Below are 23,005 nucleotides of genomic sequence, written 5' to 3'. Positions count from 1 at the left end.
GAGCGGGAATGAACGCAAGTACGAGTCCGATGACTGCCGGGATTGCGAAGTAGAAAACAAACCCGACTGTTCCTCCGGAGAACGGGAATCCTAAGGTTGAAGAAATCATGAGCAACCCGAAAAGCACTGCGTAACCACCGCAGCCGATCCCCACGCCACCCCCGACAGAGCCGCCTCCTGGTTTTCCAGGGTCTGGACGCGGAAACTCCGGGTGCGTTGGAGGCACCTCAGGAGGCTGGGAATTCAAAGGCCTCCCATGAAAGCAAGGCAGGGCCCAAGCGCAATCAACCAGGATGCGGCTGAAACGATAAGTAGACCGATACCCCACCGCCGTGAGGTCGGAATAATCGCGAGCACGAGCCCGATAACGGCTGGGATCGCGAAGTAGAGAATGTATCCCGTGTTGGTGCTGGTAAATATCATTCCCGAAACCCCGGGGGCAAAAATGAGCAGAAACAGCAGTACGTAGCTACCGCAGCCAACTCCCATACCGCCAAGAATCGAGCCGCCTCCGGGTTTACCGGGCTCAGGCGTTGGGGACACTGGAGGGGTTGGGGGCACCTCAGGCGGATAGAAGCTCATGCTCGGTCCTTTCAGTTGAGAATCGAAGTTTGCCGCGCTTCGCAAGCAACACAACTCGCACGAGCAAGATCGGGATCGTCACCAGCAAAAACAGCTGCGGTCTCGTCAGGCCGATCCAGGCAACCTCGTTGCCGCGCACAAACTCTACGAAGAATCGGAAGATCGCGTACGCGCCGATGTAGAGCGTCAGAATCTCGCCCGGCGCGATGCTGAGACGCCGCAACCACCACCAGATCAGGGCGAAGGCAATCGCGTGAAACACGATCTCGTAGACAAAACTCGGGTGTAGGCCGACGCCCGCCGGTGAGCCCAACCTGGCGGCGGTTTCGGGATCCAACACGATGCCCCAGTCGCCGCCCGTGGGGCTGCCCGGCCGTTCGGTGAACAGGCACCCGATCCGGCCAATTGCGAGCGCTAGCGCTACGGCGGGTGCGAAGAGATCGCCGGTGCGCTCGCGATACCCGACGATTCGCTTGGCGATGTGGACTCCGAGCCAGGCGCCAACCAGGGCGCTCAAGATAGAGGCGTTGCCGCGCAGCAGCTGCTCACCCAGGTTGAGGTTTTGTGAGGGGTCGAGGTGCTGTGCCCAGGTGCCGAGCCGCGACAGCACCGCGGCTCCCAGCAGGGCACCGAGAACCAAGTAGGGGATCCTCGGATCACGCACGTGGCGGCGACGGGCCTCGATTAAGAACACCACACCACCCGCAAACAGCCCGAGCGCCACGAACGCACTGTGCGTGTCGAGGGGCGGTCCAAAACCGAGCAGGTCATCGAGATGTGGAAACACGCTGTCTTAGCCCCCGAGAATCCGCGCCCACAGCATGATCCAGAACGGGATCGCAACCGCGGCACCGACGGCCAGCACACTCAGGTAGGCCAGCACCAGCCTCGTGTCACCGAGCTTGCACTTCGAACGCATCAGCCCGCCGCGCCGTGCTCGCGTGTATCCCGCGATCGCGATGATTGCGAAACCGAGTAGCGCGACAGGGCCGAGCACACAGGTGATCAATGCGACGGTGGCGTGCACGCACAGTCGCAGCGGATCAAACGGGGGAGCAGGATCGCCGACGCTCTCGTCGTAACTGCCGAGAGGTGGCATGTGCGCGGTCATCGTTTGGTCTTCGACTTCACTGGGATGAGCCGAGAAGGATCCGATGTGAACGGTGGCGGCTGTATCGTTGCGGTTTCGTCGACTGCCCCCTTCACGCCCGTCGCGGTTGAGAGCCTGCGGGCACCGAGCGGGGCCCACGCCTGCACCGCGCAGAACGGTGCACACTGGTGCATGTTGGAGCCGTCGCTCGCCGCCTCCTCGTTCACCGTCGCGACGTGCACGCAACACTGAGTCAGGCGCTCCTCGATCATGGTGCTGATGTCCATGAACGGTTTCACCGTGATGCGCTTCACGCGCTCTCCCAAGAACTTGCGAAGGCGGCCGTGCTGGCCCGGAAGCGCCGAGGTTGCGAGGGCCGTGAGTGTGCCAATGCCGAGGTCGCAGGCCGTACACACGTCGCGCCAGATCCCCGCAATTGAAGGGTGCGACAGCGAAGACTGCTCGCTGAAGAGGTCAAGCAGCGACTGCTTCACATTCTCTTTGAGCTTTTTGTTGATGTCGCTGTCCGCGATGCGGTTCGCGATCAGATCGGGCTCTAGATCGAGAAACTGCTTGAGGCGGTCATGGCCCACGATCGCGGTGAGGGATCGCCACTCGTCAGAATCATCGCGCAGCATGTAGCCGACCGAGCAGCAGTGCGGGTGACTGCACGGCAACGCCGTGAGATCGCGCCAGGTGACCTTGCCGTTGGTCTGCGGTTCGAGGCGTGAGAGCACCCCGCCGTGTGTGAGCCGGTTCATGGGGTCCACACCGGCTGACCGACCCGAGCCAAAGACTGGCTGGATCGTGACCCCGCCCACGTACGGGGTCACCATTGCGCGCTCGATGACCGCACCGATCTCGTGGTCGTTGACGCCGAGCGTGGCGGTCATCGTCAGCGTCGTGAACACGCCCGCTGCGGAGAGGCGCTCAAGCGCGCGATCCTTGAACCGGCGAATGTCGGCACCGCGGTGAAACTTTGACGACTCCGGTTCTTCGCCGTCGAACTGCAGGTAGATTTCGACGCGCTCGCGGTGCTTCTTGAGAACCTCAACAAAAGCGTCGTCGTTCGCAATACGCAGACCGTTCGAGTTGATCAGGATCCTGACCACCGGGCGAGCGACGAGGTGATCGAGTAGTTGCTCTAACCAGGGGTACAGCGTTGGTTCGCCGCCTGAGAGCATCAACACATCGATGCGGTTGTTTTCGCGGGCCAAACGCTGATCGACCGAGGCGAGTACCTCGGCGAGTGGCGCGACGGCGCTCGCCGCCGGGCTCGACTCGGCGAAACAGGTGGGGCACTTGAGGTTGCAGTGATCTGTGATGTCTTGCAACAGGATGCAGGTGTGCTGCGTCTGCATCTCGGGCAGGCCGTCTTCGTAGGCCGAAGGCACTGGCTTGAAGTTGCCAGCCAGATCGGGAGTGTGCACCTTCGTTGGGGCAGTCCACTCTTCGAGATAGCTCAGGATCTCGGCTGACTCGTCGTACAGCGTTCGCTGCAGGCCGTGTGTGCGACAGCCACGCTCAAGCCAAATGACGCCGTCGCGATCCGCAAGCCAGCCGGAAAGCCGCTCGACTTCAGCAAGTGGCCGATCCGGATCTTCCTCGTGACAACGCGGGCAAAATGCGTTGACGTAGCGGTGGACTCGGTAGTCGCGGAGTGGCATTCCCGCAGTTTGCTGTGGCATACCTAAACGTTAGTCCAGAGTGGGCAGTGTGATCGGTTCTGTGCTCGGAGATTCGAAGCGGTCAACGCTCGCGGCAAGGCGGCGGAGCAGCGCGGCGAGTCTGTCTCGCTCGGAGCGGGGGAGGCCCGCGAGTAGCTGCTCTTCGGCGTCGCTGAGGCGCGTCATAGCCGCGTCGACGAGGGTTTGGCCCTGCTGGGTCATCTCAACGAGCACACCTCGCCCGTCGTTGGGGTCGGTAAGTCGCCGCACGAGATCGCGCGAGGCCATGCGGTCGATTCGGTTAGTCATGGTGCCGCTTGACACCATGGTTTGCTGCACGAGTGTCTTAGGGCTCTGCCGGTAGGGCTCACCGCCGCGTCTCAGCACCGCAAGCACGTCGAACTCCCAGGAACTCAAACCTGAGCGTTCGAACGCGTGCGCCCTGGCACGGTCGAGGTGCTTTGCGATGCGCGAAAGGCGCGAGAAAACCGAGAGCGGAGCAAGATCTAGGTCGGGGCGCGCCCTGCTCCAGTCGGCAATAATGCGGTCGACCTCGTCCTCGTGTTTCATTGTTCTATTATCGGGGTGCGGGGTGGTCCACGCGAGCCCCTGGAATCTGGCAGACTATACGAGTGCAATATCAGCACGATCCGCCTTGGTGTAATGGCAGCACGACAGCCTTTGGAGCTGTTAGGTCCAGGTTCGAGTCCTGGGGGCGGAGCTGTTAAAAAGGGCTCCGCCCTTTTTAACAGCTCCGTGCAGCGCTCACAAGCGCTGTCAGAACACTGTGAAGCACAGCTTCTCCGTGTGTCGGGAGCCGAGGAGCGGGAATTACGGGAGCTCCGGCAAGGTGTAGGACCCTAAGAGAGGCAAGCTCAAATGGCAGAACGCTCACTCGCGGTTGTGATCCTTGCAGCAGGGCAGGGAACACGCATGAAATCTTCGCTTCCGAAGGTGCTGCATCGCATCGGCGGACGCTCGCTCATCGCTCACGTGCTCGACACTGCGGCCGCGGTCTCACCGCAGCAGGTGATCGCGGTTGTGCGGCACGAGCGAGAGCGCGTTACCGAGGCGATCCTCGATCACGCACCAGACACCGTTATGGTCGGCCAAGACGAGGTGCCCGGCACCGGTCGCGCGGTTGAGCAGGCACTGGCCGCTCTCCCCGCCGATTTCGACGGTTCCGTCGTTGTGCTCTCGGGCGACGTTCCGCTCATTGACGCCGCAACGATCGATCGACTCGTGAAGGGCCACCTCGAAGACGGCAGGGCAATGACGATGCTCTCCGCGATCTACGACAACCCGACCGGGCTCGGACGCATTCTGCGCGACTCCGAGGGCGCCGTCACCGGCATCGTCGAGGAGAAGGACGCGAGTGAGGCGCAACGCCGCATCACCGAGATCAACGGCGGAATCTACGTTTTTGCGCGCCGCGACATTGAGCGTGCGCTCTCCGAGATCGACACGAACAACGCCCAGGCCGAAAAATACTTGACCGACGCAGCCGCGCGCATCCTTGCGAGTGGTGGCCGTGTTGAAGCGGTTGCGACGAACGATCCGTGGCTCATTGCAGGCGTAAACGATCGCGTGCAGCTTGCTGATGCGGGACGCGAGCTCAATGCACGAATCGTGCGCGATCACCAGCGCGCGGGCGTGACGATCCAGGATCCGACCACAACGTGGATCGACGCTGACGTTTCGATCCAACCCGATACCGAGATCCTGCCCGGCACCTATCTGCACGGTGCGACCTCGATTGCAACGGGAGCCATCATCGGGCCCGACACAACGCTGGTCGACTGCGAGGTCGGCGAGGGCGTGCACATTCGCCGCAGTGAGGCCACACTCGCGGTGTTCGCTGCAAACTCGCAGGTGGGGCCGTTCAGCTACATTCGCCCGGGCACCGAGCTCGGAGAGGGTGGCAAGCTGGGCGCCTTTGTCGAGGCAAAAAACGCAAAGATCGGCGACGGCAGCAAGGTGCCCCACCTTTCCTACGTTGGGGACGCTCAGATCGGTGCTGATGCCAATATCGGTGCGGGCACGATCTTTGCAAACTACGACGGTGTGAAGAAGCACCTGACCGTTGTCGGCGACGGAGTGCGCGTTGGGTCGAAAAATGTGCTCATCGCTCCGGTTACCATTGAAGATGGTGCATACACGGCGGCGGGCACGGTGGTTCGCAAGACGGTTCCGGCAGGATCCCTCGCCATGAGTGTTGCTCCGCAGCGCAATATTGAGGGTTGGGTCGCCGAGAATCGGCCCGGCACCAGCACCGCGGCCGCAGCCGAACGTGCACAACGAGCTAACAACGACGAACACTAATAACTCCACACAACCACGGTGAAAATAGCTGAGATGGGAAACGGGCGCCGATGAGCAACATCGAGATGACTGGGCAGAAGAAACTCGTGTTGATTACGGGCCGGGCGTACCCCGAGCTCGCCGAGCAGGTGGCCGCCGAACTCGGCGCCGAACTTGTTCCGACCGACGCGCGCACGTTTGCGAACGGTGAGCTGTACGCCCGCTTCGACGAGAGCGTACGCGGATCCGACGCTTTTGTGATCCAGTCGCACACCTTCCCGATCAATGAGTGGCTCATGGAGCAGCTCATTATGGTTGACGCGCTCAAGCGTGCCTCGGCAAAGCGCATCACCGTCGTGGCGCCGTTCTACCCCTACTCCCGCCAAGACAAGAAGGGTCGCGGCCGCGAGCCCATCTCTGCGCGCCTCATCGCTGACCTCTTCAAGGCAGCTGGCGCGCACCGCATCATGTCGGTAGACCTGCACGCATCGCAGATCCAGGGCTTCTTCGACGGCCCAGTCGACCACCTCTTTGCCATGCCCGTGCTGCTCGAGCACTTCCGCAAGACCATCGATCGCGACGACCTCACCGTTGTCTCGCCCGATATGGGCCGCGTGCGCGTTGCCGACATCTGGAGCGACAAGCTCGGCGCACCCCTTGCGATCATTCACAAGCGTCGCGATCCTCTCGTGCCGAACCAGGTTTCGGTTCACGAGATTGTTGGTGACGTGAAGGATCGCTGGTGCGTTGTTGTCGACGACATGATCGACACGGGCGGCACCATTGCGAAGGCAGCTGAGGCCCTGAAGAAGAGCGGAGCCCGCGGCGTAACAATCGCGTGCACCCACGCGATCTTCTCAGGCAAGGCAACCGAGTACCTCTCTCAGGACTTCATCGACCAGGTTGTTGTCACCGACACGCTGCCGGTTGGCCCCGAGAAGCGCTTCGAGAAGCTGACCGTGCTGCCGATCGCCCCGCTGCTCGCAAAGGCCATCCACGAGGTCTTCGAAGACGGCTCCGTGACCTCGATGTTTGAGGGCGCAGCTTAACCAGCTTTGAACTGCGAGCGTCCAGCTTAGCGACGAGAGGCCTCCAAAACCACGCGTTGGTTTGGGGGCCTTTCGTTATTTATCTGGGCACTCGTCGCAGCGGGATTCAAGGTCGCCCGCGTCTGGAAGGATAGACGAGTGGATGAGCTGCTGTTTGTACTTGTTTCGGCCCTGTTGGTCATTGCCGCTGCGACCGTGTTTGGCCCGCGGCTCGGTATCGCGGCGCCACTCATTCTGGTTGCGGTGGGGGTTGGCGCGAGTTTTCTGCCGTTATTCGCCGACGTCGAGATCGATCCCGAGTGGATCCTCGCGGGTGTACTGCCGCCGCTGCTCTACTCGGCGGCCGTGTCGATGCCGGCCATGAACTTCAGGCGAGAGTTCGCTGCGATCAGCGGACTCTCGATTGTGCTGGTTGTCGGCACCTCGCTGGTGCTCGGGCTCTTTTTTATGCTGGTGATCCCGGGCCTCGGCTTCGCCTGGGGAGTCGCGCTCGGCGCCATCGTCAGCCCGACCGACGCTGTGGCAACCTCGATCGTGAAGCGTACCTCGGTGTCGAAGCGTGTGGTCGCGATTCTTGAGGGCGAGAGCCTACTGAACGACGCGACTGCCCTGGTGCTGCTTCGCACCGCAATTGTGGCTGCCGCCGCATCATTCTCGTTCTGGGGCACAGTCGGTACCTTCTCCTACTCCGTCGTGGTCGCCGTGGTCATAGGTGGTGTGGCCGGTTGGCTGAATCTCGTCGTTCGCAAGCGCGTGACCGACGCGACCGTCAACACGGTCATTTCGTTTGCGGTGCCGTTTGTGGCTTCGGTGCCGACCGAACTGCTTGGCGGCTCGGGGCTGGTTGCGGCCGTTGTTGCCGGGCTGGTGACCGGGATCAGGGCACCACGCATCATCTCGGCGCAGAACCGCCTCTCCGATTCCCAAAACTGGCGAACGGTCGAGCTCGTGCTCGAGGGTGTCGTTTTTCTGACGATGGGCCTGCAGATTCGATCCATTGTGATGAGCGTGCAAGCGGATCACGCGGGTGTTGCCCCCGCCATTCTGATTGCGTTGGGCGCACTCCTGCTGACGATTATTGTCCGTGCGGCCTACGTTGCTCCGCTGCTCCAGGGGCTGTCGCGACGTGCCCGCAGGGGAGCGGAGCGTCAAGACCAGCTGCAGAGCTTCGGCCAGAAGGTTGAGACGAGTGAGGGTCGACAGGAGACGCTCGAGAAGTTTGCTGCGAAGGGGCGGCAGGTCTCGGAGAAGGACCTGGACAGGTTCATCCGTCGTGTTCGACGGGGCATCGCTGACATGGACTACTTCTTGCGCGCACCGCTTGGCTGGAGGGACGGCACTGCCGTCGTGTGGGCGGGCATGCGCGGTGCCGTTACCGTTGCCGCGGCGCAGACGCTCCCGCCAGAGACCCCGCAGCGCTCGGTACTCGTGCTTATTGCCTTTGCGGTCGCGCTGCTCTCGCTCCTCATTCAGGGCGGAACCGTGGGACCCCTGCTGCGAAAGATTGCTCCAGCAGTTGACGACTCGGCTACGAGTACCCAGCTGGACAGTGAGCGAACCGAGATTTACGAACTGATGCGATCCTGCGTGAGTGACATCCCGAAGCCGGTGCATTCCGAAGACAGTCCCAAGATGGAGCGGTTCTCTGCCGAAAAGCGGTACCGGCTCGAGGTGCTCAAAGCGCAGCGGGCGGCGCTTCTCGACGCGCGTGACAACGGTATCTTCGACGCTGAGGTGCTCGCCAAAGAACTCGCAAATCTTGACGCGTCACAGATCGCGATCGAAATGCGCGGCTGACTCGGCTCGAAACCCGAGCTGGCTAGACGGCGTAGAGCAACTGCAGTTCGTTCGAGGGACACTGCAGGGATACCCGCGCGAATCCCTCGGTGTCGGGTGACACCCAGTCGCCAGGCAAGAACTTCGAGGAGTTACTGCAGATGACGGTGCCGTGGCCGCTCACGAGCGCCACGTCAACCGCACAATCCACGAGGGTGGGGAGCAGTGCGCGCTCCAGATCTTCCACCTGGATGTCGTTGCCGACAACGCCCATGCGCTGCCCGTCAACCTCTGCCGGAACGGCAAAGGTCATCACGTACGATTCGACACCCAAATAATCGATGTAGGGGCCAACAAGCGCCGGCTCGCCCTCCTGGAACGCGCGAATGAACCACTGATGGTGGTCGTAGTCGTAGTACCTGTCGGCACCCGGCACCACCCCAAAGGAGTACCTCGCGAAACGGGATTCGTCTTCGCGAACCCACCACTCAAGGTGACCGTTTTCGGTGCCCAGGGCGGAGTGGGCAAGGATCAAACCGCAGCCGTCGATGGAGTCGTTTTCGGCGAGGAAGCGTGTTGCCACGGTCTTCAATTTGCGACGAACTGACTCACTGAGGTCAAGAATGCCCGCGGAATCGCGCCGCAGAAAACCGAGTAGCTCGTCGTGCAGTGCATCGAGGTGGCTAAAGCGCTCAGCGAACCAGCTCTCGAGCTGTTCGAGCGTGCGCTGCACGGCCATTGGCGCCGTCATAGTGCGGTCTCCATCGCTGCCGGGCGAGACCCTCGATGGAGCGCGAGCTTGCCATCAATAATCAGCCTCATGTTGCCCCTGACGTGCTCAACAGCGAGGCGCTGGGCCTCATCGGGTTGCTGCTGCTCGACCGCCATAACAATGGCGAGGTGCTGCGTGAAGGCGTGCTGCGGCGAAGCTGAGCAAATCGCGTCGCACCAGAGAAACGGCGAGAGCTCAGACTGCAGGCGCTGCTCGGAGGTCAGTAGGCGCTGCGATTGGCTGAGCACGGCGATCTCAAAGTGGAAGCGGCTGTCTGCCATCGATCGATCACGAACACTGCGAGCTTCGCGCGCCTGAAACGCGAACTCTGCCAAGCGAGTGCTGTTCGTTGGGGGAGTGCGCTCCGCCGCGAGGCGGGAGGCCATACCTGAAACGGCTGCGTGCTCATCAAAGAAGTCGCGCAGGGCGACCAGACTTGTGCGCTTGAGTGAAGCCTGCAGCTCGTCGTTGGAGGGGAACGGTGGCAGCACAACAAAGGTGCCACCGTTGCGGCCCCGTCGTGTCTCGACGATCCCCTCGGCCCGCAGCTCCGCGAGCGCCTTTCTGAGCGTCGCAACCGCGACCCCGAACTGATTCGCAAGTTCGGCCTCCGGTGGCAGCCGCTCGCCCACGCTGAGCATGCCCATCGAGATCGCTGAGGCAATGCGCTCGGCGATCCCCCCGATATTGGGGGCGTGCGATGGGCTCATGAGCGATGGCGGCTGCACCAGAGTCCTGGCCTACGCGCCGGTGTCGAAGTTGAGCGCCTCGGCAATGAGCGTCTCTTGCTCCACAGCGTGAACCTTTGCGGAACCGGTCGACGGAGCTGCAGAGGCCGCACGAGACACCACACGAATGCGATCGTTTGCGAGGTGCTTTGACAGCTCAAGTGAGATGAACGGCCAGGCTCCCTGGTTCTCCGGTTCGTCTTGCACCCAAACGAGTTCTGCACCCGAGTACTGTGCAAGCACTCGACCCAGCTGCGGAGCCGGGATCGGGTAGAACTGCTCGACCCGAACGAGGGCGATACGAGGATCCGGGTTCTTGTCGAGCGCAACCCGCAGATCGTAGTAGGTCTTGCCCGACACCAGGATCACGCGCTCAACGGCCGCTTGGTCGAGAACCTTCGGATCATCGAGCACCGGCTGGAAGGTGCCGTTGGTGAAGTCTTCGACGTTTGACGTTGCGCCGCGCAGGCGAAGCATCGACTTCGGTGTGAACACGATGAGCGGCTTGCGCGGGCGAGCGTAGGCCTGCCTGCGCAGCAGGTGGAAGTAGTTCGCCGGTGTCGAGGGACGGGCAACGATCATGTTGTCTTCGGCGCACATCTGCAGGAAACGCTCGATGCGTGCGGACGAGTGATCCGGACCCTGGCCCTCGTAGCCGTGCGGCAGCAGCATGACGACGGAGGACTGCTGACCCCACTTCTGTTCGGCCGCGGCGATGTACTCGTCAACGACCGCCTGCGCGGTGTTGGTGAAGTCACCGAACTGCGCTTCCCACAGCACCAGAGCGTCTTCACGCTGCAGCGAGTAGCCGTATTCGTAGGCGAGCGCAGCGTACTCGGAGAGCAGGGAATCATAGATCCAGAACCGCGCCTGCTCTTCAGAGAGGTTCAGCAGCGGGATCCACTCCTGGCCGTTCTTGCGGTCGTGGAAGACCGCGTGGCGCTGCGCGAAGGTGCCGCGGCGGGCATCTTGACCGGCGAAGCGAACAGCTGTGCCCTCCATGAGCAGCGAACCGAGTGCAAGGAGCTCGCCGAAGCCCCAGTCGATGCCACCCTCGCGGCTCATGTCTGCGCGCTTGTTGAGCAGCTGCTGCAGCTTGGGGTGAACCGTGAAGCCCTCGGGCTTGTTTGCAAAGGCATCGCCGATGCGCTCGATGACCGTCTGGTCAACGGCGGTGAGCAGGGGAGCGGGGCCAGGGCCACCGACCTCTTTGACCTCGCCGATGCCACTCTGATCGATGACGGGGATGGCGCCGGTCTGTGCGACGTGCGTCTCCTGGAACGCAACTTCAAGACGGGCCTGGAAATCCTGCTTGGACTTCTCGTACTCTTCCTCGGTGATGTCACCGCGTCCGACAAGGGAGCTGGTGAAGAGACGACGGGTGGAGCGCTTCGCCTCGATGAGGTCGGTCATCAGCGGCTGGGTCATCGAGGGATCGTCGCCCTCGTTGTGACCGCGACGACGGTAGCAAACCAGATCGACGATGACGTCGACGTGGAAGCGCTGGCGGAACTCGTACGCGAGACGAGCCACGCGCACGACGGACTCGGGATCGTCACCGTTCACGTGGAAGATCGGCGCCTGCACAACCTTGCCCACATCGGAGGAGTAGACAGCGGATCGCGAATCAGACGGCAGCGTGGTGAAGCCGACCTGGTTGTTGATGATGATGTGGATCGTGCCGCCGGTGCGGTAACCGCGCAGTTGAGACATCTGCATGGTCTCGTAGACAATGCCCTGGCCGGCCATTGCCGCGTCGCCGTGAATAAGAACGGGGAGCGTGGTGAACGAGCCAATGGGCTTCAGGTCTTGCTTCGCGCGCACAATACCCTCGAGCACACCGTTGACGGTCTCAAGGTGCGAGGGGTTCGCTGCGAGGTGCACGGGAACCTGGGTGCCATTCGGGGCCGTGAAGACGCCCGTGGTGCCGAGGTGGTACTTGACGTCACCCGAGCCGGACTTGGTGGCCTGCGCGCCCTCAAACTCGCGGAAGATCTGACCGTAGGTCTTGCCCGCGATGTTGGAGAGCACGTTAAGGCGGCCGCGGTGGGCCATGCCGATATCGACGCTGTCGACACCGTCCTCAGCCGCATCGATCAGCATTGCATCGAGCAGCGGGATGACGGACTCGCCGCCCTCCAAGCTAAAGCGCTTCTGGCCGACGTACTTGGTCTGCAGGAAGGTCTCGAAGGCCTCCGCCTCGTTCAGCTTCTCGAGGATGCGCAGCTGCTCGTCGTGGCTGGGCTTCTGGTACGGCACCTCGAGCTGCTCGCGCATCCACTTGCGCTGCGCGGGATCTTGAATGTGCATGTACTCGACGCCGATCTTGCGGCAGTACGAGTCACGCAGCACACCGAGAATGTCGCGCAGCTTCATGGTGCGCTTTCCGCCGATGCCGCCGGTCACGAACTCGCGGTCGAGATCCCAGAAGGTGAGGCCGTGCGACTCGATCTCGAGGTCGGGGTGGGTGCGCTGGCGGTACTCAAGCGGATCGATGTCTGCCATGAGGTGGCCGCGCACGCGGAACGCGTTGATGAGCTCTTGTACACGAGCCGACTTGTCGATCGCGCCCGAGATGTCGACGTGAATATCGGAGGCCCACTGCACAGGCTTGTACGGGATGCGCAGCGCGGCGAAGATGTCTTCGTAGAAGTTGTGGCCGCCGATGAGGCGCTCGTGCACGTGCTTGAGGAACTCGCCCGAACCCGCGCCCTGGATCACACGGTGATCGTAGGTGCTGGTGAGCGTGATCGTTTTGCCAATGCCCAGGTTCGTGAGCACGTCATCAGAGGATCCCTGGAACTCAGCCGGATACTCAAGCGCGCCCGCACCGATGATGCTGCCCTGACCCTGCATGAGGCGGGGCACGGAGTGCACCGTGCCGATGCCACCCGGGTTGGTGAGCGAGATGGTGGTGCCCTGGAAGTCGTCGGCGCCGAGCTTGTTGTCGCGAGCGCGCTTTACGAGGTCTTCGTATGCGGCAAGGAACTCGTTGAAGTCGAGTGACTCCGCCTGCTTGATCGAGGGGACCAGCAGTGAGCGAGAACCGTCGGGCTTCGGAACGTCAATCGCGATCCCGAGTCCGATGCTCGCGTGCGCGATGATCGAGGGCTTGCCGTCGATGTCGGCGTACGACACGTTCTGGCTGGGGAACTCCTTGAGGGTCTGGATCAATGCCCAGCCGATCAGGTGCGTAAACGACACCTTGCCGCCGCGGCTGCGACGCAGGTGGTTGTTGATGACGATGCGGTTGTCGATGAGGAGCTTTGCCGGAACCGTGCGCACACTTGTCGCCGTGGGGACGGTGAGGCTCATGTCCATGTTCTTGGAGAGTGAGCGAGCCATTCCGCGGAGCGGGGTGACGCTGTCTTCGACGATCGAGATCGGAGCGGTCTCTGGCGCGGCGCGGCGCGGCGAACGGGGAGCGTCCGCGGGGATGGGTGCCGGTCGGGGGGCCACGTTGGTTGTGCGCGCAGGCTGAGCTGGCGTGGTGATGGGGGAAGTCGCGGGAGGAGCGGAAGCCGCCACCGGGGCCGAAGCGGACGTTGCGGGGGATGCTGGGAACGACGCGACGGGATCGGAGGGGCCGGGGGAGGCCGCGTATTGCTCAAGGATCGGCCACCACGACTGATCTACCGAATTCTTGTCGACTTGGTACTGTTTCCACAGATCATCGACAAGCCATGCGTTTGCACCGAAGTCTTCTGCGGAACCAGCCTGATCGCTGGTTTCCGTGCGCTCAGCCAAAGCGACTTCCTCTCGTTTCATGCCTTCATCGGCAAAGTGAATCTCAGGGGTAGCGACACCATAGCCGCACCGCGTTCAAGCCTACGCCTTTCGCGAGCTTCGTGCCTCTTTGCCGCTATCAGGGTTGCGTTTGTTGCGGCAATCTTGAGCTTTGTCAGCGAGCAAAAAATTACTGCGTAGATGACCGGGCGAACCTAAGTGCATAACGCCTCAGCCAATACTTACATGGGAGTAAATCCCTGCGTCAGCGCACGTAAGTTTGAGCAATACCGCACGTAGAACCCGTGAATTATCACGAACGGTAGCAGCAAATAAGGCAATATATTCCACAGATGTAATGCCGAGGAACGCCGAAAAGATACCCAAAAGGTTCCCGTGCGTTCGGCCCTTAGGGGGATTTCGCGGCCAGGACCGGCGTACATCTGTGCATGCGCACTCACTCGCATCCCATAAAGGGCTGCATGGGGTTGAGTGATCGAAGCTTTGACGAGCGTGAATTCTGCATTCCCGTTTCGTGATCACAACACTGACCTGTGCCCGTACATCTCGTTGGGGGAGCCGATGCGCTCTCAACCCAAGTATTCATGAGGGGTATCTACATTGGCGCTGACAGAGGGTCCGATTCGCGGACGAGCCAAAGAACTGAGCACAGCGATGGAACTGCTGCGCGCTCGCAGCAGCATCGACATCTTGGGTGTGCGCATGAGCGGACGTTCAACGTTCTTGCGTGAGATCGGTAAGCGCCTCGACAGTATCGGAGTTGACCACCTCTTGCTCTCGGGCGTGACGAGCCTCCGCAGCCACAACTTTGGCACGCTCATGGCCGCCGGCATCTTTCCGCACTATGACAAGAGCATCCCTGTGACCCGGGCTATTGATGCGCTGGCGGGCCAGCTGGGCGACGGGCACACCGCGATCCTGGTCGATAACTGGGACGCCATGGACGAGCTTTCCAAGGGGGTCATTCGTGTTGTCTCAGATCGCAAGGGCACTCCGATCGCGCGCACCCGTCTGAAGTCTCCCGCGTTTACCGCTCAAACCCAGCCAGAGTTTCCACCGACCATTGAGCCGAGCCTGCTCATCGAGGTGAAGCCCGTTTCGGCTGAGGATCTTGACCTCATTCTGCGCGACTACCTCGGAGCGCCGATCGATCCCGCAACCACCGCCCGAATCCTCTCAAAGTCAGGGGGCATTGTCGGTTTGGCGCTCAAGCTCACCGAGTCGGCCGTTGCGGCAAAACGCATTGTGCTCGAGGGTGGGGTCTGGAAAGCTCAGCGAAACCTCTGGAATTCGGGTCTGTACACCATCGTGGAAGAGCTTCTTGCCGGACTCAGCAAGGAGGCGAGGGGTGCACTTGAGGTGTTGGCGCTCTCGGGTGCGAGCGAACTCGGGACGGCGAAGGATCTTGTGCACTGGGACATGCTTGAGGAGCTGGAGGCGCACTCGCTCATCAAGATCTACGCGGCGAGGGGGCGCTACCTGATCACCATCTCTCCGCCGCTTGTCGTCGAGTACTTTCGCCGTTCTCCGGTTTCGCTGCGCCGCATACGCCACGACGACTTCATCGTTAAGAGTCTTGGCCTCGCGGAGGCCCCCGCCGTTCTGGGGAGCGCCCGCCAGGCAAACCCCGAGAGTGACGCGGAGCGTGACGCGGTGTTCGCGAGGATTGTGCGGGAGCAAGAGGAATCTCGTTCGCTAGATATTGCGGAGGCCTGGCGGCAGTCACCAACCGCAAAGAACCGGGTGGAGTACGCCCGATCCCTCGCGCGAATGGACGCCGCCCCGGTGACATCGAGACTGCGCTCTTTGGGTGTCAAACAGACGCGGCATCGGTACAGGGGGCGCCGGCCGAAAAGGCCCTGCTCGTGCAGCTTCGGGCCGAATGGAAGGCCTGTGTGCTCAACGACCTTGAGGGGGCTCTTCGCCACCTCGAAGCGAGTCGTGAAGAGCTGGGTGAGTATGGCCGGTGCGTTGACGCCTACTCGGTCGAGCTCCAAACCTATCTCGGAAAGGTGCCAGCAGATTTCGAAGCACGCCTGCGGGTCACCCCCGACCTCAGCGAGGCGGTCGCCAACACACTTCAGCGCACCTTGGCGCTCGTGCTGTCGATCACCGGGCGGCACGAGGAAGCCTCAGAAGCCTACGAGCAGTTACCGGAGTCCGGTCTCACGGAGGATGATCCTCTGCTCAGCTTCATCCTCTTTGGTCACGGGAGAGTGCAGGAGGCGTATGCAATCTCGAAGCGCGGATTTGAACGATCCAAGTCCAGCCTCGACGTTGTTCGTTGCCGCACGCACGCAGCGATTCTCTCGTGGATTCTCCTCTCAGACGGCAAACTCGATGAGGCTCGTCGCATCTTAGCGACGGGTTCTTCTATCGGGGGATCGCCGAGGTTCTTGAGGGAGATCAGTGCGCAGCAGGCCATCGAGGTGAGCTCGTCGGTTCTTGCGGTGCGACAGGGGCGCCCCGATGCGGCCCTGCTGCACGTGAGTAACGCGGAGAACCTCGGTATGCGAGGCCCCTTTCCGCTGCAATCGCCGTCGTGGGCACGCGCGGAATACGCTGCGTACCGGGGCGACAGCGACGGGGCCGCTGAACTTCTCTGGACGGAATCGCAGCGGCTGTGGAACTCGGGCGCCAAATTTGCCGGTGCGCTTGCGCTGCTTGACAGCATCGAGTTTGCACCATCGACGCAGCGGCTCTCCTACGCCCGCACGCAGTTGGAATCGGTCGAGACACCGTACCTCGGTGCCTACTACGACTACCTCGCGTTTCTGCAGAAGGAAGACTTTAGCTACACCGCACACATTGCGCAGAACCTCCAAGCAACAATGCACACGGGGCTGGCAATCAAGTCGTACCAGGCCGCGGTGGAGCACTTTGACTCGCGCGGCGATGAAAACAGCGCCAGCTCGTTCGAGTCCGCCATTGCAGAGCTGAAACAGAAACACCCTCACGTCTCCACGGGCTATTCAGAAAACGGTCTCCGGCCGAACCTGACAAAGCGGGAGCTGCAGATTGCGCGACTCGTTGCGTTTGGGCGGAGCAATCAAGACATCGCGAAGGAACTCACGCTCAGCATCCGAACCATTGAGACCTACGTGCATCGAATCATGAAAAAGACGAACTCTAAGAACCGCATGCAGGTCGCGGATCATCTTTAGATAACATGCCAAAAGGCCGGTGGTGACGAGAGTCACCACCGGCCTTTTGGGTTGCCGCTAGGCTGCGTGCCGGGGATCTGGCTTCGCAACCAGGCTCAGAGAGAGCCTGCCCGGGAAGAACCTTCTCACCACGAGCACCACGCTCACACCGAGCAGCAGCAGACCCGCGACCGAGATCCACCACCACGGAGCAGAACCAGACTCGGGGAGGGGCGTTGCGCCCGGATCCCGAACCACCAGCGTGTCGTAGTTGTACGCGGTGGGTTTCCAGTCGCTAGTCACCGTGGTGTAGCCGGACTGGCCGATCAGAACCCGCATGCTGCCGTCACTGAAGACCTGGAACTGCAGCGGTGTGGCCATCAGCTGGAAGCCCGCGGGGGCCTTGGTCTCAACGAGCCAGTAGATGCCCGGCTTGAGCTTGGCGGTAAACCAGCCCTTCTCGCGCTCGGGGTTGCCGGTGTTCGGGTTCGGAATCTCCATGTCAAAGCCAGCAACGGTCTTCGTTTTGTCGGGAGAGTTCGGCGAGGTCGCCGTGTTGTTCCCGTAGATCTGCCACTTGGAGCCCGACATACCAACGACGCGGCTAGTGGTGGACTCGCCCGTCTTCCAGAGGTAGACGTCAACGCCCTCGTCCTTGGGCGTGAACCACACCTCGGGAATGCTGTAGGGGTTATCTTTCGCCTTGTTGCTCACTACCTGCGCGGTCGGGTCGTTGGCGAGCGACGAAACAGGCGATTTTGTGGGGATCCAGGCAATTGCGTCGTCGGGGTACTTCCAGTCGCCGTTCAGCTCGGTCGGGTTGGGGAAGGGGTCGCGCAGTTTGACCTGAGTGGTTGCAATGCCTCCGGTAATCGTGAGGCCCGTGAGGCTCTGCCCGGCGACCAAACGCAGCTCATTTGTCGCGCCCGTCCCGAGGTTCGGAATGAAGATGTCAATGCGGGCGTTTCCGGTGAGTGACTCTTCCCCGGCTCCAACCTGCGCCGTCACGGTGACCGTGCCGCCGGCCTCTTCCGGGTACTTGAACGGCCAGATCTTCAGCGACAGCATGTAGTTGTAGCAGCCGATCATCTTGGGCTTGCCGACAGCACCCCAGTCGGTGTGTACCTCAACCTGGCCCACAACGTGTTTGGGAATCTGCACCACAAAATAGTCTTTGCCGTTTTCGGTCACGATGTTGCTCTGGTCCACCGACACGGGGATCGACTTAGCAAAGCCGATGCCCTGGGCCGGATCGCCGAAGTACACCGTGCCGGAAGTGATCTTCTGGCCGATGCCAATGTTCAGCGGCTTGGGAGAAGCAACACTCTCCGTATCGGAGGTAATGGCAGGGCCCATCTCGCCGGCGCGGTTACCGCCCCAGCCATACAGCCCGTCAGTGGTTGTTGCGATCACCGCGAGGCCAACAACCGGGTATGCGTATTGTGTTCCGGTCCAGCCGGCCTGAATGTCGGTGACACCCTTTCCGCTGAGAGCGGGCACCTTCGTAGGCACATTGGGCTCGGGGGTGTCCCAAGCGCTTTGATCGATGCCGAGATCACCGTAGAGCACCGACCCGTTCGGGCGGCGGTTGTTGCCGGCCGCGTAAACGTCACCGGATTCGGTCGTCATGTACACAATTGAGTGACCGGAATAGACCCCCGTGAACTTAATGCCGCTCGTGCCGTTGCCGATGCGCGGGGTTGTCTGGAGACTGTCGCTATTGAGCGTGTTCGGCCACACGTGGGTCATGAGCGCAGCGCCCCAACCGGTTGCTCCCCAGGCGTAGAGGGCGCCAGTGGTAGTGACCGCGTAAGCATTCTTATCGCCGGCTTCGATCTGTTTGATCTTGCCTGACACGCCGTTGTTCAACGTTGGGGATCCGATGCGGACTGCGTCTGCTGCACCCGCCCGAGTACCGGGCATCACTCCGGCTGTGTTACCACCCCACATGTAGAGCAGGTCATTTGGAGCACCAGCTACAACGGCCATGATGTACTCGCTGCCCACAGAGAGCTGCGTCACCGTTTTGCCCGCGAGGCTACCCTGAACCGGGTAGGGGGCAGCCTTCATAGTGGCACCCGAGGTGCCACCCTCACCCAGCTGGTACTTGTTGTTCTGGCCCCACACGTAAACAAGACCGTTGGACGACTGGTTGGAGATGATATTTCCGCCCGCGATTGCCGCACTAAAGTTCGTTCCGGCGTCAATCTCCGTGAACTTGATGGGTGAGGTCGACTTCTCGGGTGAAGAGATTGCCGTTGCGCTGGCGATCGCAACCTTTCCGAGCGATGCGCTTGATCCCCACTGGTAAATCTCGCCGTTCTCCGTGAGCGCGATTGAGTGGTCTGCTCCGGCCGCGATGTCTTTGATCTTTGCGGTCTTGGCGTTGCCGGTCGCGCCCGGGCCGAGCACCAGCACGGGAGTGGACACGTTCGCGGTGGAACCGTTGCCGACCTGCCCGAGATTGTTCTTTCCCGTACCCCAGACGTTGCCGTCTTTGTCGAGGTAGAGCGCGTGAGCACCGCTTGAGCGCTGCACGTAGAGCATTGAGTCTGTGCCAAACGGACGGTTGTTCGGGTCGGCTTCAAACTGTTTTGCCGGAGCGGTTGCGCCGAGCGACACCTTCACAATGCCAGCGCTCGTTGGCACCGGCACCTTGATGTAGTCGTCTTTTCGAGCCGCGGAGTCGTAGCCGAGTACGTTGCCGCTGACCTTCTCTTTGTTGACCCATTCTGGTTCGACGTCGCAGGTGTACTCGGGGTCGGGATCCGGGTCGGGATCGGGATCAACGACACCGTCCTTGACGAACTGAACGTCACCCGCCGGAGTGTTCCTGCTCACCACGAGGTTGCCCGCGGTTGGTGTGACCACCCTGGCGGTAGCGGTGGTCGGGTACTTCCACTTGTTTGCGCCGTTGTTGGCGGCGGGGTTCGGTACTGCAAGCTTGACCTTGCCCGCCGCGGTGCCTGACAGTGGCAGGCTCGTCACGGCTGATCCTGAAACCAGTGTCAACGGCGCGGGTGATCCGCTCAGGGCCGGAATCGAGATGTCTGCGAGCGCTGAACCCGCGTAGGGTGCCTCCTGCGGATCGTAGAACCCGGCGGTGACGTCGACGGTGCCATCGTGCGGTGACGGATTCGGTGTTGAACCGGTCTTCAACGCGATCGTGTACTTGTAACAACCCTTGAGCTGCCAAGACGTGTTGGGGCCTGCGTTCCACTTGAGATAAACGGGGGAGGATCCCGCAACGTGTGCTGGTACATCACCTCGCAGGTACTTCGTGCTGCCCACCGTGACCACCTGGGTGTTCTTGGCATACTGCCAGCCCGAGATTGATTGCGACTCCGTCTGCGGGTTGCCAAAGGTGATGAGGCCGCTGGTGTCGATAACGGTCGTCTCGCCCTCGGGGGAGGGGGAGACCGCGGTTGGCGATCCTGTGATGGTCAGATAGTTCGGCGTGGGTACGTTCGAGTTTGCGCCATGACCGACTTGGTAGCCAAAGCCCCAACCCACGGCGTGGTCGACCTGATGCACCGCCGCGAAGCTTGCGGTTCCCGTGCCTTTCGCACCGATCGCGTTAATGCCAACGGCGACCTGTTTGGCTTTGTACGTGCCGCCGAACGAGAGGTAGCCCCAGTTCTTATTGATAATCGACTCGCCGCCGGTGAGCCCCAGCTGAAGCCTGGCGTTTTTGCCGGCGACACGAACCGCGCCGTCGCTGGAGACCGCCGCCCCGACGTAGTTGTTTCCTGAGACCTGAACGATCCCGGTGAGGCCCGTGTCCGTCGGAATCTTTTTGTCGAGTCCGTCTGAAATGCCGAGCTGGAAGTGGCCGTTGTAGCCCCACGCGTAAAGTGCACCAGACGTGGTGACCGCCCAGGTGCTCGCGTTGCCCGCTGAAGCATGCTTCCACTTGAGACCGGCGGGGCCGGCGACCTTCTGGATCGCGACGCTCGTGTTGTTGGTGCCAAGCTGGCCGTTCGCGTTGAGGCCCCACATGTAGAGGTCGCCGTCGGCGGTGATGGCCCCCGAGTGGTGGTAGCCGGCGGTGACAAACTGCGCCTTTGGCAGGCCGGTGATGATGGTGGGATTCGGGCCACCAGCGTTGGCGAGAGAGTTGTCGGCACCGCGGCCCCAACCCCAGACCTGGCCCTTGGTGTCGACCGCGAGACTGTATTCCATGCCAGCGCTGATCTGCATGATCTTGGTTCCTGCTGGCAACTTGACCCGGGCTGCGTAGTGGTTGGCACCCGCGGTGCTGTCGGTTGTTCCTTGACCGAGCTGGCCTTTATCGTTCAGGCCCCACGCGTAGACATTGCCCGAAGCGGATAGTGCGATGGCGTGTGAGCCGCCGGCGCTGACCTGAACATAGCTTTCGTTTGTTGGGAGGGTGTCAACCGTGCCGCGCGCATTGACCGACTGTGATCCTATGGCAGACTCTCGCCCCAGCTGACCGTACTTGTTACCGCCCCAGGAGCCCACCGTGCCGTTTTTGTCGATGGAGAGCCCGAAGGTGCCCGTGGTTCCGTCGACGTACTTCGAGTAGGTCAGCGTCTCTGCGTAGTCAGTCTTCACCGTTGGCGTGGTGGTTGTGGTCGGCAGCGGGAAGTACGCGAAGTGCTGGTTGCTAGTACCGAGGTCGGTCGGTACGCCGTTGTAGCCGAGCACCGTGCCCTCACGTGCATCGGAGATGCCGTAGGTGTTGCCCTTACCAAAGCTGTACTCCTGCGCAGAAATGGCAGGGCAGGTGCCCGTCGCGTAGGGTTCTGCCGCCGGGGCGATGGTGTTTGCCTCGGGGGAGGCGGCCGCTTCGGCGGTCTCGCCGCTGAGTACCTGTAGAGGCTGGTCGTTCTCGGGTGTGGGGGCGGCAGGATCCTCGCCGCTCGGGACCTCGGGGGCTGGGGTTTCCGGCCGCGGGGTCTCGTCGGGGTTTGCGGTCTCGCCGGTGCCGGGATTCTCATCGCCGCCGGTATTACCGGGATCGGTCGGCTCAGTCTCGCCGGTCGGGTTTTCCGTCTGGGTCACAGGTGCCTCATTGGGCGCCTCTGCCAGCGCGGCTGAGGATCCTGCCCCGACTACACCAACCACGAGCGCTGCACTGACAATCGATGCCAGCAGCCTCTTGCGCCGCGCGATCCGACGGGCCTGTTCCATGCTGTTGTTCCTCTTCGCTTTCATCGGGCTGCCAGCTTGTTTGTTGTGTTCCGCCGGGTTCGCCCACCGCGTTTGTCGGCTGCCGCGAGCACAAACCACGCGGTGGTGGGCACACCAATAACCACCGGGATCCACCAGGGGAAGTCGGCTACATAGTCTTTGGCGCGCACTTCTTTTTCGGCAGACTCGCCCTCGGGGTTGTCGATGCGCACGCCTCGAACGAGGAGGCGGTGCGAGTTCACACCGGTCGGTGTGCAGGTCAAGAGTGTGAGGTGATCCTCGCCGGCGATCTGGCGAAGCTTGTCACCGGAGTAGAGGGGATCAACAACCTCAATGTTGTCGACCCGGTAGTAGAACCGCTCACCGAGAACCTCGGAGTAAAAGACGTCGCCTTTCTTGAGCTTGTCGAGATCGGTGAAAAGCTGTGAGGTGGCACGACCTGAGTGTGCGGTGACGACCGCGTGTGTTGACGTGCCGCCAACAGGCAGTGCGGAGCCGTGCAGGTGCCCAGCACCCAGCTCGAGCGTTTTAGCATCGGTGCCGTGGTGAATGGGAAGGGAAACGTGAATGTTCGGGATCTCGATCCATCCCATTTCTTTCCCCTTTCCGAGATTCAATTGGCTCAGGTAGTTTTCGTTGTCGTCACGAAGGTCGACCGTTTGTCCGGCGTCATCGAGCATGTAGGGATCGCGAAGCGGTCCGCTCGGCAGGTGCTTGTTGTAGTTGTGGGCAGCGAACAACAGACGGTCCCGCTCATCTGAAGAGAGGCTCTGGGTTAGTTCCGTGTATTTTTCGCGCTGCTCTTTGTAATCGAGGGAAGAAAACCAGTTCGCGATCGTGGGAAAAAGAAAGACCACTACCCCGATCAGGGCGATGCCGCAGATCAGGAGACGGTGCAGCCGCGCGCCCTTGGACGCACGCCCGGTTGCGTTTTTGTTTGCTGGTGCGCTGTTTGGTGTGCGCGCGCGTTCAGCGACTGCTGCCTTGCGAGGCATC

15 protein-coding genes and 1 tRNA gene are annotated in these 23,005 nt (G+C 61.8%); 6 read left to right on the top strand and 10 right to left on the bottom strand.

From position 1 onward, the window contains the following. Positions 1-243: 243 nt before the first annotated feature. From G7068_RS05160 to G7068_RS05140, 5 genes are read right to left on the bottom strand one after another with little or no spacing between them, the layout of a single operon-like run. The gene (locus G7068_RS05160) at positions 244-582 is read right to left on the bottom strand and encodes a hypothetical protein (protein ID WP_166289847.1); all 339 of its coding nucleotides are present in this window, start codon (positions 580-582) and stop codon (positions 244-246) included. Continuing rightward, positions 563-1,369, bottom strand: a complete 807-nt coding sequence (locus tag G7068_RS05155) for a prolipoprotein diacylglyceryl transferase (protein WP_166289844.1) — start codon at positions 1,367-1,369, stop codon at positions 563-565. The genes G7068_RS05160 and G7068_RS05155 overlap by 20 nt, the downstream gene beginning before the upstream one ends. A 6-nt stretch (positions 1,370-1,375) precedes the next feature. Continuing rightward, positions 1,376-1,693: a hypothetical protein gene (locus G7068_RS05150; RefSeq protein WP_244304687.1), complete on the bottom strand. Its 318-nt coding sequence runs from the start codon at positions 1,691-1,693 to the stop codon at positions 1,376-1,378. Then, positions 1,690-3,360 (bottom strand): radical SAM protein, encoded by a 1,671-nt coding sequence (locus tag G7068_RS05145; protein WP_244304685.1) that lies wholly within the window; start codon positions 3,358-3,360, stop codon positions 1,690-1,692. The genes G7068_RS05150 and G7068_RS05145 overlap by 4 nt, the downstream gene beginning before the upstream one ends. Before the next feature lie 9 nt (positions 3,361-3,369). Then, positions 3,370-3,909 (bottom strand): MarR family winged helix-turn-helix transcriptional regulator, encoded by a 540-nt coding sequence (locus tag G7068_RS05140; RefSeq protein WP_166289841.1) that lies wholly within the window; start codon positions 3,907-3,909, stop codon positions 3,370-3,372. Between the two features lie 79 nt (positions 3,910-3,988). On the opposite strand from G7068_RS05140, the gene G7068_RS05135 reads away from it, so the two are divergent. From G7068_RS05135 to G7068_RS05120, 4 genes are all read left to right on the top strand, one after another. Then, positions 3,989-4,060 (top strand) — tRNA-Gln (locus G7068_RS05135). 158 nt (positions 4,061-4,218) lie between these two features. Then, complete coding sequence (glmU, locus tag G7068_RS05130) at positions 4,219-5,661, top strand: bifunctional UDP-N-acetylglucosamine diphosphorylase/glucosamine-1-phosphate N-acetyltransferase GlmU (protein WP_166289838.1); 1,443 nt, start codon at positions 4,219-4,221, stop codon at positions 5,659-5,661. 50 nt (positions 5,662-5,711) lie between these two features. Then, complete coding sequence (locus G7068_RS05125; RefSeq protein ID WP_166289835.1) at positions 5,712-6,689, top strand: ribose-phosphate diphosphokinase; 978 nt, start codon at positions 5,712-5,714, stop codon at positions 6,687-6,689. A 138-nt stretch (positions 6,690-6,827) separates the two neighbouring features. Continuing rightward, positions 6,828-8,486: a cation:proton antiporter gene (locus tag G7068_RS05120; RefSeq protein WP_166289832.1), complete on the top strand. Its 1,659-nt coding sequence runs from the start codon at positions 6,828-6,830 to the stop codon at positions 8,484-8,486. A 22-nt stretch (positions 8,487-8,508) separates the two neighbouring features. Here the strand turns inward: G7068_RS05120 and G7068_RS05115 are convergent, their stop codons facing one another. The 3 genes from G7068_RS05115 to G7068_RS05105 are packed head-to-tail and all read right to left on the bottom strand — an operon-like array spanning position 8,509 to position 13,712. Continuing rightward, on the bottom strand, positions 8,509-9,216 hold the full coding sequence (locus G7068_RS05115; RefSeq protein ID WP_166289829.1) for a cache domain-containing protein: 708 nt from the start codon (positions 9,214-9,216) through the stop codon (positions 8,509-8,511). Continuing rightward, positions 9,213-9,947: a FadR/GntR family transcriptional regulator gene (locus G7068_RS05110; protein WP_166289826.1), complete on the bottom strand. Its 735-nt coding sequence runs from the start codon at positions 9,945-9,947 to the stop codon at positions 9,213-9,215. The genes G7068_RS05115 and G7068_RS05110 overlap by 4 nt, the downstream gene beginning before the upstream one ends. 30 nt (positions 9,948-9,977) lie before the next feature. Then, positions 9,978-13,712 carry a multifunctional oxoglutarate decarboxylase/oxoglutarate dehydrogenase thiamine pyrophosphate-binding subunit/dihydrolipoyllysine-residue succinyltransferase subunit gene (locus G7068_RS05105; protein WP_244304684.1) on the bottom strand — a complete coding sequence of 1,245 codons (3,735 nt, stop codon included), beginning with the start codon at positions 13,710-13,712 and terminating at the stop codon, positions 9,978-9,980. Positions 13,713-14,312: 600 nt separating this feature from the next. Here G7068_RS05105 and G7068_RS05100 point away from each other — a divergent pair. Beyond that, positions 14,313-16,073: a hypothetical protein gene (locus G7068_RS05100; RefSeq protein ID WP_166289820.1), complete on the top strand. Its 1,761-nt coding sequence runs from the start codon at positions 14,313-14,315 to the stop codon at positions 16,071-16,073. Positions 16,074-16,108: 35 nt separating this feature from the next. Further along, positions 16,109-16,876 (top strand): response regulator transcription factor, encoded by a 768-nt coding sequence (locus tag G7068_RS05095; RefSeq protein WP_166289817.1) that lies wholly within the window; start codon positions 16,109-16,111, stop codon positions 16,874-16,876. Between the two features lie 57 nt (positions 16,877-16,933). On the opposite strand, the gene G7068_RS05090 is transcribed toward G7068_RS05095, so the two are convergent. Continuing rightward, positions 16,934-22,009, bottom strand: coding sequence for an RCC1 domain-containing protein (locus tag G7068_RS05090; RefSeq protein ID WP_166289814.1), 5,076 nt, complete (start codon positions 22,007-22,009; stop codon positions 16,934-16,936). Positions 22,010-22,029: 20 nt separating this feature from the next. Then, on the bottom strand, positions 22,030-23,004 hold the full coding sequence (locus G7068_RS05085) for a class C sortase (protein WP_166289811.1): 975 nt from the start codon (positions 23,002-23,004) through the stop codon (positions 22,030-22,032). Position 23,005: the final 1 nt, after the last annotated feature.

Origin of the sequence: Leucobacter viscericola (assembly GCF_011299575.1) — a bacterium.
In the GTDB taxonomy this organism is placed as follows: domain Bacteria; phylum Actinomycetota; class Actinomycetes; order Actinomycetales; family Microbacteriaceae; genus Leucobacter; species Leucobacter viscericola.
This window is presented reverse-complemented; position numbering and strand designations above follow the sequence as displayed.